This window comes from Bradyrhizobium oligotrophicum, from assembly GCF_051168495.1.
GTDB classification, from domain to species: domain Bacteria; phylum Pseudomonadota; class Alphaproteobacteria; order Rhizobiales; family Xanthobacteraceae; genus Bradyrhizobium; species Bradyrhizobium oligotrophicum_A.
The window spans coordinates 86,568-100,015 of sequence record NZ_JBNPVB010000016.1; the positions used below are offsets into that span (position 1 = coordinate 86,568).

The following is a 13,448-nucleotide window of genomic DNA, read 5'->3' on the forward strand; positions in this document are numbered from 1 at the left end:
AGGATCATCATGCCCAACTGGAACAAGATACAGACCAACTCCTTCCTGGAGAGCAACGCCCGCGAACGTGCCATCGGGCTGGTCGACGAAGGCAGCTTCGTCGAACTGGTGGGGCCCATCGACCGGCTCTACAGTCCGCATCTGGCCACGCTCGGCGAAGCGGTGGAGTTTGACGACGGGGTCGTCGTCGGCGTCGGCCGCATCGGCAAGCGCCCGGTGTTCGTGATATCGCAAGAAGGCCGCTTCATCGGCGGCTCGGTCGGCGAAGTCAGCGGCGCCAAGATGGTCGGGACTATCGATCAGGCGATCGAGTTCTACGAGACGCTGATTGCAGAATTCCCGGAATTGCCGGCCTCGCAGAGGCCGATCGTGGCGATCTCGTTCGAGACCGGTGGTGTGCGCCTGCACGAGGCCAATGCCGGCTTGCTGGCGCATGCCGAAGTCATGGATGCGATTCAGCGAGCTCGTCACAAGGTGCCGATCGTTGCCTTGATCGGTTCGCGCATCGGCTGCTTCGGCGGCATGGGCTTCGTCGCTGCGTCGACCGACGCGATCATCATGAGCGAGTTCGGCCGACTCGGCCTGACCGGTCCGGAAGTGATCGAGCAAGAGATGGGCAAGGACGAGTTCGACAGTTCGAACCGGGCGCTCGTCTATCGCACCACCGGCGGCCGCCACAAATACGTGATGGGCGACTGCAATTTCCTGGTCGACGACACGGTCGCGTCGTTCCGCGCCCAACTGACGGAGTTGACCAGGCTGTCCATCGAGGAGTTCGAGCCGCTGCGCCGCATCGGGTCGGAAGCCCTGGTGGAGAAACAGCTGCGCGGGGTGGCACTCGCGGTCGAGATCGCGCCGACGGACGCCCGCGATGTCTGGCGCCATGCGGGCAACAACGACCCCGTCGGCCTTGCCGATGGCCCGCTCGCGGATTTCCGCAAGACCGTGAAGCGCTTGGCGCTGTGATCAGGAGACGAACATGGACACTCTATTAGGTAAAGGCCGCGCCGCGGTCGATCTGATCGTCGATGCGGACAGCTTCGTTCAGGACAATGTCGGAGCGATGCAGTTTGGCGACCCGACGTTCGGTCCGGGCGCGGTGGTTGGCGAGGCCAAGCTCGATGGCGCGCTGGTCACGGTCATCGCGTCCGACGCCGAGGCCTTCAACGAGAAGTTTCCCGTCGTGTACTCCGGTATCATCGGCATGGAGGAGGGCTACAAGATGGCGCAGGCCGTCTATGCCACCATCAAGGCCGATGTGAGCAAGCCTGCGGCGGAGAAGCGTGCGATCGTCCTCATCGTCGACACTCCCGGCAATGGTCCCGGCAAGGTCGAAGAGATCTTCGGGATGAACAAGGCGACCGGCGCCTATCAACTTGCGCTCGCGGAGGCGCGCCTCGCCGGTCATCCGATCGTCGCCATGGTGATCGGGCGCGCGATCTCCGGGGCCTTCCTCTGTCACGGGTTGCAGGCCGATCGCATCCTGTCATTGGACGCCAAATTCCAGACCATGATCCACGTGATGCCGATCACGTCGGTATCGCGGATCATCAAGAAGGACATCGAGACGCTCGAGGAACTGTCCAAGAGCAACCCGGTGTTCGCAGCCGGACCGTCGTTCTTCTATCAGCTCGGCGGCGTCGAGGAGCTCGTCTCCGAAATTCCGGCGATGCGAGCCGCGATCATCAAGCACGTCGATGAAATCCGGCAGACCAAGGCTGCAGGCCTCTGCGCGGTCGGTCCGCGTGGTCGTGGCAAGCTCGGCGCGACACGCGGTGGCCGCAGGGTGCGGCCGCTCGTCCTGGACTGCCTGAAGTCGGAGTTCGCGGCTGTGCAGGAGCGTTACCGGCCGCAGGCCGGGTAAGTGATGAAGGGGGAGTGGATCATGTCACAAGCACTCGATCTCTACAAAGCTGCGGCCGACGCCTTCGATACGGCGCCCACCTTTGCCGAAATGCCGCGCCGCGATCTCGCGGCGAAGGGCATCTCCGGCCCCACGGCGGCGCATGTGATCGAAGAGATCCACACCCCCTTCAACCTGGCTTACGTGACGTTCACCACCGGATCGTCGGCCTTTCAGAACATCGTCGGCGTCGCTCACACCGAAATCGAAGCACGCTGCGAAGCCACCCGGCGGGTCATGGCGGGGATCGGCGCCAAGCCGGGCGACCGGATGTTCGTGACCTATCCGCCGCTCGTAAACGTGTTCTCGAAGGAGGCACTGAATCGCTGCGGCATCGAATGGTTCTTCCTCGAGCGATCGAGCCGTGCGGCGTTCATCGCGGCGTTCTGCCGCGCGCGCCCGGACATCGTGCTCGGGGAATCCTCCTTCATCCGCGCCAGCCTGGCGGAAGCCAAGCAGCTCGGCTTGACCGCGGATCTGCCGGAGTCCTGCCGGGTCGTGGTGGCGGGAACGCCGCTTGATCTCGATCTCCTGACCGAGGTGGCGCCGCAAGGCTACCGTGTCCACGACCTCTATGGTTGTCAGGAATTCGGCTGGCTGACGCTCGACGGCAGGCCGGTGCGTGACGACCTGTCGCTGCTGCCGTCGCCGGCGGGCGATGGCTACAGCGAGCTCGTCGTCGGAGGGCTGCCGATGGGCGACAGCTTCCCGGTCTCCGAAACGGGGCATGTCTGCGATCCCACGGGAAAGATCATCACCTACCGCCGCCGTCGCACCTATCCGGAATACGAGGTCGTGGTCGAGAAGACCACTGTCGCTTCGCGTGAGACGGTGGAGCGTGCTGCACGCACGATCCTGCGCATCAAGAGCCGCGTGGTGAAGGTCTCGCAGAAGCTGCAGACCGGCTGTGCTGCCACGGAGCTGCGGCTCGTCCCTGGGATCGGCGCTGCGCAGGCCGACGATCAACAACTTCTCATCACAGGACCCGCGAAGACGCAGGCTTTCGACGATCTGGTCAAAGCCCAGGCCGAGGTCCAGTCGAACTCCAAGACCGATCCGGTTTGGCACAAGAAGCGGTGAGTGTCGTGCGCGGCAACGCCATGGTCCAGGAGATGACGCAGATGCAGATGCTATCGCAACGGGAGTCGCCGGTGATGCTGCGGCTACGGCACACCATGGTGGAGTTCTCGCCGGAGGAGCGCCTTCGGTCCGCGGAGATCGTGTGTCGCGGGTTGCCCGAACCGTTCCGCTTGCCGGCGCTGCAATCGCGGGTCAGCCGGATGTTTGCAGACGAAGCCGTGCCGGGAATTGTCTGCGCGCCGAAAGGCCCGCTGCCGAGCGATCATGTGCAGCTCGGCGTGTCATTTCCGTTTCGCCATGACGGGGTGAGGGTTCGCGCGTCATTTGCGCTGCCGCCGGACAGGATCGCGAGGGCGCACTCGCCTTACGATGTGGCGAGAATGCTGCCGGCGACCGCGTCGGAAGGCGCGCCGGCGCTGCTTGGGCTTCGTGCACTGTGCAACAGGCACGGCATCGCGCTCGGGCTGTTCGGCTCCGCTGCGTTGCAGGTCCTCACCGGTCTTCCTTATCTGGAACCGTCCTCCGACATCGATGCGGTCGTTCGCCCGGCGAACTGCGCCGCGCTGCGCGGCCTCTACGACGGGCTCGTCGAGCTGCGCGATCAACACCGGCGCAAATTCGACGTCGAAGTGACCCTGCCGAATGATCTCGGCATCAAGCTCAGCGAACTCATGTCGTCCACCACCACGGTTCTCGGCCGCGGTATCGACGGCTTGCAGCTGTTGGACAAGGCCGCCGTCGTGCGCGCCCTGGACCAATACCAATGCTCGTCCGCGTCGGACGAGTTCATCACAAGCAAGGAGAGTTGAAATGGATCTCAAAGCGAAAATGCCCAGCAAGGTCGAATCCATCGATGTTGCCGTCGGCGACGTGATCAAGGCGGGCACGACGATCGCCGTACTGGAAGCCATGAAAATGAAGAGTCCGTTGGTGTGCCCGGTCGACGGCACGGTGAAGTCGATTGCGGTCGCCGCGGGCGACCGCGTCAAGCCCGGCGCTCTGATCGCCGTGGTCGAATGACAGCCTGTCCGGCGGCCTGCGCCGCAGGCCGCCGGACTTTCGCCGCGCACGAGTTGGCTCGGGCGTGAATCTTGAAACGATACCTGAGATCGTGACCGACGCACGGGTTGAATCGGCCGCACTCAGTGGGGAGTACTTGAAATGGTCATCTATGGTGTGATGGTCCTGGGGCTCTGCATGTTCGTCGGCACGTCGATCGGCCTCGGGCTTGGCATGATGCTTCACATCTCGGGGGATATCGGCGGCGTTGGCTTCGCCATGCTGCTGCTGGTGTTCGTGACCCCCTGGTTGAAGAAGAAGGGCTGGTTTCCGAAGGCTTCCGAAGACGGCATCATGTTCTGGAACGCGATGTACATCCCGGTCGTGATCGCGATGGCCGCGACCCAGAACGTGGCCGCCGCATTGTCCGGCGGTCTTATCGCCGCGATCGCCGGAATCGCGTCGGTGTTCGTCTGCTTTGCGTTGATCCGTCCGCTATCGGCTTGGGCGGGGGCAGCAACGTCGACGTTCGGCGAAGAGACTGAGGCGGCTCCGGCGTCCAAGCCGGTTTCGCTCGCGAAGGTTGCCAAGGCCTGATCAGGAAAAGCGAAATGAGCTACTTTATCAACGAACTATTCGGTACGCGTCAGCTGGTCTTCGCGTTCGTCGTCGTCGGTCTGCTGACGTGGCTGTGCTACGCGTTCTCCAAGCACATCACCAAGAACCGCATTCACGGATCCGCGGTGGCGATCCTCGTCGGCCTGGCGGTGGCCTATTACGGCGGCATCACGACCGGCGGCAAGAAGGGCATCGCGGACATCCCGCTGTTTGCCGGCTTTGCGCTGATGGGCGGGGCGATGCTGCGCGACTTCTGCATCGTTTCCACGGCCTATGGCGTCCGACTCGAGGAATTGAAGAAGGCCGGAGCTGCGGGCGTCCTGTCGCTGATCATCGGCACCGCATTGGCATTCATCGTGGGAGTCGCGGTTGCCTACGGGTTTGGCTATCGTGACACCGTCTCTCTCACCACGATCGGAGCTGGCGCGGTCACGTTCATCGTCGGTCCGGTGACCGGTTCGGCGATCGGAGCGTCCTCGGATGTGATCGCGCTGGCGATCGCCGCCGGCGTCGTGAAGTCGATCGCGGTGATGATCCTGACGCCGTTCCTGGCCAAGCCGTTCGGCTTGACCAATCCGGCGGCCGCCATGGTCTATGGCGGTCTGATGGGGACCACCAGCGGCACGGCCGCGGGCCTTGCCGCCACCGACGTCCGTCTTGTGCCCTATGGCGCTTTGACGGCCACCTTCTACACCGGCTTTGGCTGTCTGGTGTGCCCGTCGGTGATGTACCTCGTCATGAAGGTCATCTTTGGCTGACACGCTCAAGGAAGATCGGCCGCGGGGATTGGGTTCGCCGCGGCCGATCGACTGCATCACCCGTGCTGAAAGTGACCGTTGCTCTGTGAGGCCGCCATGGGAATCCTTTCGATCGGTCGCCGTGACGTCGCAAGTCCGTCCGCGGCGGCGCCGGTGCCAGGAAGTCCGCTCCCGAACGTGGATCCGCAGGCGATCGTGTTTTCCGACGTGTCTTTGACCTGGAACGGTCACGAGGTTCTTCGAGGAGTCGATTTCGGGATCGACGAGCGCCGTGTGGGCATCCTCGGTCAGAACGGCTGCGGCAAATCGACGTTGCTGCGCCTGATGATTGGATTGATCGCCCCGTCGCATGGAAAAATTACGGTCAGCGGCCTCGATCCGCGGCGCGACGCCGCCGGAGTCCGTGACCGCACCGGCTTTCTGTTTCAGACGCCCGACAATCAGATCGTGTATCCGATCGTCCAGGAGGATCTCGCCTTCGGCCTGAAGGCGAGGGGACTCTCGAAAGAGATGGCCGCTGCCCGCATCGAGGCCAGTCTTGCTCGGCTTGGCATCGCGCATCTGGCTGCGCGGCGGTGCCACGAATTGTCGGGAGGCGAGCGTCAACTGGTCGCTCTGGCCGGCGTGCTGACGCGTGCGCCGCGGACGATCCTGTTCGACGAACCGACCTCGCAGCTCGATCTCGCCAATCGAAACCGCTTTCGCCGGTTGCTCGCCCGCATGTCCGAGCAGGCGATCGTCGTGACCCACGATCTGGAACTGATCGATGATTTCGATCGTGTGCTGGTGATCGATGCCGGCCGGGTCATCGTCGATGCGACACCGGCTGAGGCGATCGCGCGCTATCGGGATCTTTGTCGGTGACCGGGGCCGTGGGACGATGGATCGCTTCGGCACCCCTTGCGGCTGTTCCGGTCGGGTGGAAACTCGCCGTGCTTGCAGGATTGGGAGCCGGTCTTGCTTTCTTCCACGATCCCTTGATGCTTGCGGGCGGAGCGGCGTTGGCGGGCGCTGCACTGCTTTTGACCGGCGTCGCGGCGCGCGCCCTGTGGAGCAGTCTCAAGGGTCCGACGGTCATCGTCGGTTGCATCGGTCTTTTCGAGTGCGCGAGCCTTGGCCCGGAATCGGCGGTCCTCGACATGGCGCGCTTGCTGATCCTCATTGGCCTCGCCCACGCCGTGGCGGCGAGTTCGACGGTGTCGGCGATGACGGCCGCGATCGAGACAGCGCTGCGACCCGCGGAATGGATCGGGCTGCTCAACGCTGAGCGGGCCGGCCTGACGCTGACATTGGCGATCCGCTTCGTGCCGTTGATCATGGACGAGGTCGCTGCAATCCGCGAAGCCCAGATCGTCCGAGGCCTCGACCGCTCGATCGTGGCTCTGGCGGTCCCGTTGGTCGTGAAGATCATTTTGCGTGCGCAGGAGCTGGCCGACGCGATCGACCTGCGAGGGCCGCCGCCACGTTCGGAAATTCGATGTCCGAATGTTGCCGGAACTCGCGTTCGGGCCGATGCAATCCATTGCGATCCGGCACTTGGCGTCGGCCTGATTCTCGAATTCGACGCCGGAAACAAAGGAGATGATGGTCCATGATGTCACAAACCGCCAGCTTCGGCACACGCGATCTTGCCCTTGTCGGTCTCGGCGCCGGTGTGATTGCGTCGCTGGGAGCCATTCCGCCGATCGCAATCGGTGTGTTGCCGGTGCCGATCACGCTGCAGTCGCTCGGCGTGATGCTGGTGGGCCTGATGTTTGGTCCGAAACGCGGCGCGTTGGCCTGCCTGACATTTTTAACGCTCGTCGCGGCCGGTCTGCCCGTGCTGGCGGGCGGGCGCGGCGGACTCGCGGTCTTCGCCGGACCAACCGCCGGCTATATGCTGGCCTGGGTGCCCGCGGCCTATTGCACCGGTATCCTGGCGATCCAAGCGGAAACATTGCAGCGGCCGCTCGTGCGCGGCATCGCCTATCTCGCCGCCAATATCGTCGGCGGCATCATGGTGGTCCATCTCGGCGGTATTCTATGGCTGGCGGCGGCAAGCCATATCAACGTGACCACCGCGATGCTCGGCTCGCTGGCGTTCGTGCCGGGCGATCTGATCAAGGCCGTGCTGGTGGTCGTGGTGGTGCAGCGGGTCGAGGGGATGCTCACCTTGCCAAGGCTCTGAGATGCCATGTCGCTGAGATACCAAGGCTCTGAGATGCCAGGTCTTGAACTTCCCAAGGCGCGGATCGCGCTCGCGCGGTCGGCGGGAGAGCAGGCCATGACCGTCCATCTGCGTCGTCGGCCAATTCGGAGTGAGAATTGATCCAGGCTCAGAAACCGGGAGCAATCCACAAAATGCAGACCTAAAAACGAGATATGCTAGAAGGCTTCCGCGAGTCGTGCGGAGCGGGTTGACCGTAGCGTCGTCGCACGCCCCGGTGTCCGCGACGTTGCGCGCTTGACGAGGAAGAGCCTGATGCAGTTGGAGCTGAGTGCCAATCGGATCGGCAAGGTCGCGATGATCCTTGCCATGTCGTCGGAGGAAGAGGAAGCGAGGCTCAAGGCGCAGATCGCAAGCAACGGAGGCTACAAGTTTTCTGTAACCTGGGTGAGCGGTCGCAAAACTGACATCAACAAGACGTTCCCGCGGAGCATCCTCAATGCTGCTCTGAAGAATGGCACGATCGAGGATCGATCAGGGCCGACTCACGCACTGATTCATGCCGGTCTCGAGGCCCTCAGCGGGCTGGTCCCAAACGTGCCTGGCGACAGCAGCCTGAAAGTGAAGGTTGTCATCCTTGCCGATGCGCATTGGGTGGTCGTGGCGGCTTACGGCGAGTCGGCGTTCTTGCCCGAAACCAATCACGAGCGAGTCGGTCTCGGTGTGATGCACTTGTGATCGCAATTCGTTGAGCTGCATCTGCAGCGTTAGCGACGGCATGAAGGCGCCGACCAAGCTTCCGGTTCGGGTCTCGAACATTCTTACGCCTTGATCTGCGCCAGGACGTCGGCGAGCGGTTCGACGTCGCCGAACTTGGCGTCGATGTCGAACAGGTTCCAGGCGACGACGCCGGCAACGCGATCGCCGACGCATTCGCGCGGCACGATGGGCCGGAAGCCCTCGGCGATGGCGTCCTCCACCGAATGACGGACGCAGCAGGAGGCCGTGACGCCGGTGGCGATGACGGTGTCGACGCCCATGGCCTTCAGCATGCTGGAGAGGTGCGTGCCATGGAACGCGCTGGCCCGCTTCTTGATCAGCACGAATTCGCCATCCGCCGGCTGCAGGCGGCTATCGATCTCGGCCTCCCAACTGCCCGTCTTCATGGTCTCGATCGGGACTTTCAGATGCCAGAGGCCCATGTCGGTGTTCGGCCCTTCGGTCACATCATAGGCCGTCGACGTGAAGACGACCGGCAGCTTTTTGTCGCGAAACACATCGAGCAGCTCGCGGATCGCCGGGATCACGCTGTTCATGCCGTCGCAGGCAAACGGTGAGCCCGGCTGGGTCCAGCCATTGGCCATGTCGATGACGAGCAGCGCCGGTTTGGCGCCATAGCCGACCCGGCGCTTGAAGCCGCGCCGGTGGTAGACCTCGGTGTCCAGATCGAAGGTCTTTGCCAGGATCGTGTCGAGTTCGTCCATCTTGGGCGTGTCCTTTGGAACGCGTGCGGGGATCAAGCCGCACGCTCGGTGACGTGCTTGCTCTCGACGTCGATGAGCGGAGCGATGGCGGCTGCGATGCGCATCAGCTTGGCGTCGGAGAAGCGAGGGCCGACGATCTGGATCCCGACGGGCAGGCCCTTCGCACCGAAGGTGCAGGGGATCGCAAGGCACGGCACGTGCAATAGCGTCCACATTGCGTTGAAGACGTGATCGCCCGTGGTGTGCAGTCCCTCCGGAGCCTCGCCGGTCGAGGCCGGCGTCAGCACGACATCGATATCGCCGAACAGGCTGTCGAACTCCTTGCGGCAGGCGGCGGCGAGATCATAGGCGGCGACCAGCTCAGCGGGCGTGATGTTGCGGCTGTTCAGCGCGCGGTCGGTGAAGTCTTGATGCAGCGCAGGCCCGTGCACCAAATGCTCGCTGAGAAACGATGCGCGGCCTTCGCCGAACATCACGGTCGTCTGCGCGTCATACATGCCGCCGAACGACGTGGAGAGGGTGAGATCGGTGACCCGTGCGCCGGCCTTCACCAGGCGCTCCGCCGCGAGCTGAAACGCCTTGTGGGTGCCGGCTTCCGCCGTGTCCCAGTACGGCGTCTTGCACAGCGCGACCTTGAGCCCGCTGACATCGATCGTCTCATCGCACGCGATGTCGGCGATGTGGAACGCCTTTGCCACCAGCGACAGATCGGCCACCGAGCGGCCATACCAGCCGATCGTATCGAGCATGGTGGAGTATTGCTTGGCGCCTTCGCGGCTGACGACGCCCCAGGTCGGCTTGAGTCCGTAGATACCGTTGAAGGATGCGGGACGAATATGCGAGCCGCCGGTCTGGGTGCCGAACGCCAGCGGGACCTGCCAGTCGCCGACCGCCGCGCCCGAGCCCGACGACGATCCGCCCGGCGTGTGGCCGAGGTGATAGGGGTTGCGGGTCGCGGCCTTACGGCCGGCTGCGGCGAATTCGACCGTATCCGTCTTGCCGAGGATCACCGCACCGGAATGGCGCGCGACCGCGACGCAGGCGGCGTCCTTTGCCGGGCGATGCTGCCAATAGCAGTTCGAATTGTAGGTGGTCGGCATGTCGGCGGTGTCGATCATGTCCTTGACGCCGAAGGGCAGGCCATGCAGCGGACCATGATCCGGATATTTGTCGCGTTCGCGGGCGGTTGCGATCGCCTTGGCCTTGTCGACATGAAGCCAGGCCTTGACGATGGGATCGCGCGCCTCGATGCGCTCAAGGCAGGACCGCACCAGCGCCTCGCTGGTCAGCGTGCCGGCGCGGATCGCCGCGGCCGCCTCGGCTGCGGTGAGAAAGCAAGGCTCGCGCCTCGATGAATCGGATGCGCTCATGACTGCGGCACCCGGAAACCATGCGCCGGCTCGTCCTCCTTGGAGGGCATGCGGGGCAGCGCACGCGCGGTCGCGGCGACCTTGTCGGCGAGCTCCGCCATGCGGGCAAGGTGCTCCGGTGTCAAAGTCGTGAGGCCGTGCCGGCGGGCGAACGCCTCGATCTCGGCGATGCTGGTTGGGGGGACGTCGTTCATAGGGTCCTCGGTTCTGATCAAAGATGGGGACGGCGATCCCGCCACGGCGTCGCGCGCTCGAACGCCTGCGCCACGCGCAGGATGGTCGTCTCGTCGAAATAGCGTCCGACGATCTGGGCATTCAGCGGCACGCCCGCGGGATCGAAGCCGGTGCACACCGCAAGCGCCGGATGGCCGGTCATGTTGAACACCGAACACGCGGTATCGCTGGTGAACAACGGAACGGTCTCCGGCTCGTCGAAGCGTGGGGCGATATGGAAGGCGTTGGCGAGCAGCAGCGCGTCGCAGGAGCGAACCAGCGCGTCGGTGGCCTTGGCGAGGGATTTGCGCAGCCGCAGGGCTGCGATGTAGTCGACGGCGCGCACCATGAAGCCCGACATCATCTTCTCGCGCAGCGCCTGACCCATCAAATGGTGGCGCTCGGTGAAATCCTGCTCGTGGATCGACAGCGACTCCGACCAGTTGATGATCTTTGAAGCGTCGCGGTAATGCGTCAGCGGCGCCGGCAGCCTGACGTCGCGGATGATGGCACCTTGCGCCTCGAGCACCTTGGCGGCGGCTTCGATCGCAGTCGCATTGGCCGCGTCGAGCGCAGCGCCCTCGGGGCCGAGATCGCGCACGATGCCGATGACGAGACCCCTGACGCCTTGATGCAGGAATTGCCGATAGTCCGGCACCTCGATCCTGGCGCTCGTCGGGTCGCGGCGGTCGTGACCTGCGATCGCCTGCAGCACGATGGCGCTGTCCTCGACGGTCCAGCACAGCGGGCCGGTGTGGTCGAGCGACCAGCAGTTCGGGATGCAGCCGGCGCGGCTGACGCGGCCGAAGGTCGGCTTGAACCCCTGCAGGCCGCAGGCCGCTGCGGGCAGGCGGATCGACCCGCCAGTGTCGGAGCCGAGCGCGAACATCGCCGTGCCCGCCGCGACCGCAGCACCCGCGCCGGTCGAGGATCCTCCGGTGAAGCGCGCGAGGTCCCAGGGGTTGCGCGCCACCTCGTAAGGCAGGTCGTGATAGATCTGCCCGTTGCCGGTGCCGTACTCCCAGGTGTTGAGCTTGCCGAGCAGGATGGCGCCGGCCTGTTCGAGCCTGCCGACGATGGTGGAGGTGTCGTCGGCGACATGGTCTGCCATCAGCCGTGAGCCGCCCGTCGTCGGAACCCCGGCGACGTGGTAGTTGTCCTTGACCGCGAAGGGGATGCCGTGGAGCGGGCCTTTCCAGCGGCCCGCGGCAATCTCTGCATCGGCCTGTTCGGCCGCCCGGCGTGCGCGCGCGGCCAGCACCGTGATGTAGCTGTGGATGCGGCCATCGACGGCGTCGATGCGCGCAAGGAACGCCTCGACCAAATCGATCGGCGACAGCGCCCGCGTCTGGATCAGACGGCTCGCCTCCGTGACTGACAGGAAATGCAAAGGCCTCGCATCGGAAACTGTGTCCATCGTCATTCTGTTCACGTGTCTGTTCCGTTCAGTTGCGCGCGCGTCGCCCGCCAATCGGTGGCGGCCTCGTAGGCGGCGGCGAGCCGCAGCAGAGTGGCTTCGTCGAAACGGTTGCCGACGATCTGCCAATGCAGCGGCAATCCGCTGCGGTCGAAGCCCGTGCATTGCACCAATGCGGGATGGGACGAGAGATTGAACGGCGTCATCGCGGAGTGCGCCGTGAAATTCGTCATCTCCGGCTCGACGCCCAATCGCGGTGCGACGTGATGCGCGCCGAACGTGACCAGTGCGTCATAGCCGCTCAGGAAATCGTCCATGACCTCGGCGATGACGCGGCGGCCGCGCTGCGCGGCGATGTAGTCGACGGCCCGCACCATCGAGCCCGAATGCAGCTTGTCGCGCAGCGCGAAGCCGAGCTGTTCGGGCCTGTCGCGATATTCGGCTTCATGGATCGCCGCCGACTCCGGCGGTCCGATGAAGCGGCTGACGGCGTAGCAATCGGCGACCGGGACCGGCAGCTCGGTCTCGACCAGGATGCAGCCCAGCTTCTTCAGCACGTCGAGCCCAGCCGCCAACGCCTCGCGCATCGGGGCATCCGGCTCGGGCATGAGAGGTCCGACCTTGTCGACCACCGCGATGCGCATGCCGGCGACGCCGGTGCCGAGATCACGGGTGTAGTTCGGCACCACCACGGCATCGGTGGTCGGATCGTCGGCATCCTCGCCGGCAATCGCGGTCAGCACCAGCGCGGCATCGGCCGCAGTCCAGGTGAAGCTGCCGGCCACGTCGAGGGAATAGCAGTTCGGCAGGATGCCGGCGCGGCTGACACGGCCGGGCGTCGGCTTGAGTCCCAGGACACCGCAGGCGGCCGCCGGCAATCGGACCGAGCCCGTGGTATCGGAGCCGAGCGCGAACATGACGGTGCCTGCCGCGACCGCTGCGCCCGCACCGGTGGAAGAGCCGCCGGCAAAGCGCGCGACGTCCCACGGGTTGCGCGCCGTCGGAAACGGCGTGTCGTGGTATTCGCCGCCATTGCCGGTGCCGTATTCCCAGCTGTTGAGCTTGCCGAGCAGGATGGCGCCGGCGCGCCTCAGGCGCGCGACGATGGTCGCGTCCCGATCGGCGATGCGGCCCAGTCGCGCGCGGCTGTTGGCCGAAGCCGGCAGGCCCGCGGCATCGTAGTTGTCCTTGATGCCGAACGGGATGCCGTGCAGCGGCCCGCGCCAACGGCCCAGGCGCAACTCGTCGGCGGCGCGCCGCGCCGCCCGGCGTGCGCCTGCCGCGTCGACGTGGATGAAGCTGTGGATGCGTCCATCGACCTCGTCGATCCGTCCGAGAAAGGCTTCGACCAGATCGACCGGCGACAGGGTCCTTGAGGCGATCCGATGTGACGCCTCGGTGATCGTGAGCGACCACAGCGGACGCGCACGGTCGGTCGCTTGTGTGACCAGCTGGTCCAT

At 64.9% G+C, this 13,448-nt stretch carries 16 protein-coding genes; 11 read left to right on the top strand and 5 right to left on the bottom strand.

Annotation, left to right across the window (positions count from 1 at the left end; all coding sequences use genetic code 11):
- Positions 1-9: 9 nt before the first annotated feature.
- From ACQR1B_RS26500 to ACQR1B_RS26550, 11 genes are all read left to right on the top strand, one after another.
- Positions 10-966, top strand: a complete 957-nt coding sequence (locus tag ACQR1B_RS26500; RefSeq protein WP_434835007.1) for a biotin-independent malonate decarboxylase subunit beta — start codon at positions 10-12, stop codon at positions 964-966.
- Positions 967-979: 13 nt separating this feature from the next.
- Positions 980-1,864 (top strand): biotin-independent malonate decarboxylase subunit gamma, encoded by an 885-nt coding sequence (gene mdcE, locus ACQR1B_RS26505; protein WP_434835008.1) that lies wholly within the window; start codon positions 980-982, stop codon positions 1,862-1,864.
- 21 nt (positions 1,865-1,885) lie between these two features.
- Entirely contained in the window at positions 1,886-2,983 is a 1,098-nt protein-coding gene (locus ACQR1B_RS26510; protein WP_434835009.1) for an acyl carrier protein, read from the top strand.
- A gap of 5 nt (positions 2,984-2,988) precedes the next feature.
- Entirely contained in the window at positions 2,989-3,792 is an 804-nt protein-coding gene (mdcG, locus tag ACQR1B_RS26515; protein ID WP_434835010.1) for a malonate decarboxylase holo-[acyl-carrier-protein] synthase, read from the top strand.
- A 1-nt stretch (position 3,793) separates the two neighbouring features.
- A complete protein-coding gene (locus ACQR1B_RS26520) occupies positions 3,794-4,003 on the top strand; it encodes a biotin/lipoyl-containing protein (RefSeq protein WP_434835011.1) in 210 nt (69 codons plus the stop codon).
- Positions 4,004-4,144: 141 nt separating this feature from the next.
- Positions 4,145-4,579, top strand: coding sequence for a malonate transporter subunit MadL (gene madL / locus ACQR1B_RS26525; RefSeq protein ID WP_434835012.1), 435 nt, complete (start codon positions 4,145-4,147; stop codon positions 4,577-4,579).
- Positions 4,580-4,593: 14 nt separating this feature from the next.
- The gene (gene madM / locus ACQR1B_RS26530; RefSeq protein WP_434835013.1) at positions 4,594-5,358 is read left to right on the top strand and encodes a malonate transporter subunit MadM; all 765 of its coding nucleotides are present in this window, start codon (positions 4,594-4,596) and stop codon (positions 5,356-5,358) included.
- A gap of 96 nt (positions 5,359-5,454) precedes the next feature.
- The gene (locus ACQR1B_RS26535; protein WP_434835014.1) at positions 5,455-6,222 is read left to right on the top strand and encodes an energy-coupling factor ABC transporter ATP-binding protein; all 768 of its coding nucleotides are present in this window, start codon (positions 5,455-5,457) and stop codon (positions 6,220-6,222) included.
- A gap of 68 nt (positions 6,223-6,290) precedes the next feature.
- Positions 6,291-6,953, top strand: a complete 663-nt coding sequence (locus ACQR1B_RS26540) for an energy-coupling factor transporter transmembrane component T family protein (RefSeq protein ID WP_434835015.1) — start codon at positions 6,291-6,293, stop codon at positions 6,951-6,953.
- Between the two features lie 59 nt (positions 6,954-7,012).
- A complete protein-coding gene (locus ACQR1B_RS26545) occupies positions 7,013-7,525 on the top strand; it encodes a biotin transporter BioY (protein ID WP_434835016.1) in 513 nt (170 codons plus the stop codon).
- A 294-nt stretch (positions 7,526-7,819) separates the two neighbouring features.
- Positions 7,820-8,242 carry a HutP family protein gene (locus ACQR1B_RS26550; protein WP_434835017.1) on the top strand — a complete coding sequence of 141 codons (423 nt, stop codon included), beginning with the start codon at positions 7,820-7,822 and terminating at the stop codon, positions 8,240-8,242.
- A gap of 83 nt (positions 8,243-8,325) precedes the next feature.
- Here ACQR1B_RS26550 and ACQR1B_RS26555 read toward each other — a convergent pair whose 3' ends face one another.
- The 5 genes from ACQR1B_RS26555 to ACQR1B_RS26575 are packed head-to-tail and all read right to left on the bottom strand — an operon-like array spanning position 8,326 to position 13,448.
- Positions 8,326-8,988, bottom strand: a complete 663-nt coding sequence (locus ACQR1B_RS26555; protein ID WP_434835018.1) for an isochorismatase family protein — start codon at positions 8,986-8,988, stop codon at positions 8,326-8,328.
- A gap of 32 nt (positions 8,989-9,020) precedes the next feature.
- Positions 9,021-10,358: an amidase gene (locus ACQR1B_RS26560; protein ID WP_434835019.1), complete on the bottom strand. Its 1,338-nt coding sequence runs from the start codon at positions 10,356-10,358 to the stop codon at positions 9,021-9,023.
- Positions 10,355-10,552, bottom strand: coding sequence for a hypothetical protein (locus tag ACQR1B_RS26565; protein ID WP_434835020.1), 198 nt, complete (start codon positions 10,550-10,552; stop codon positions 10,355-10,357). Before ACQR1B_RS26565 ends, ACQR1B_RS26560 begins: the two co-directional genes overlap by 4 nt.
- A gap of 17 nt (positions 10,553-10,569) precedes the next feature.
- Positions 10,570-11,988 (bottom strand): amidase, encoded by a 1,419-nt coding sequence (locus ACQR1B_RS26570; protein ID WP_434835021.1) that lies wholly within the window; start codon positions 11,986-11,988, stop codon positions 10,570-10,572.
- A gap of 11 nt (positions 11,989-11,999) precedes the next feature.
- Positions 12,000-13,448 carry an amidase gene (locus ACQR1B_RS26575; protein WP_434835022.1) on the bottom strand — a complete coding sequence of 483 codons (1,449 nt, stop codon included), beginning with the start codon at positions 13,446-13,448 and terminating at the stop codon, positions 12,000-12,002.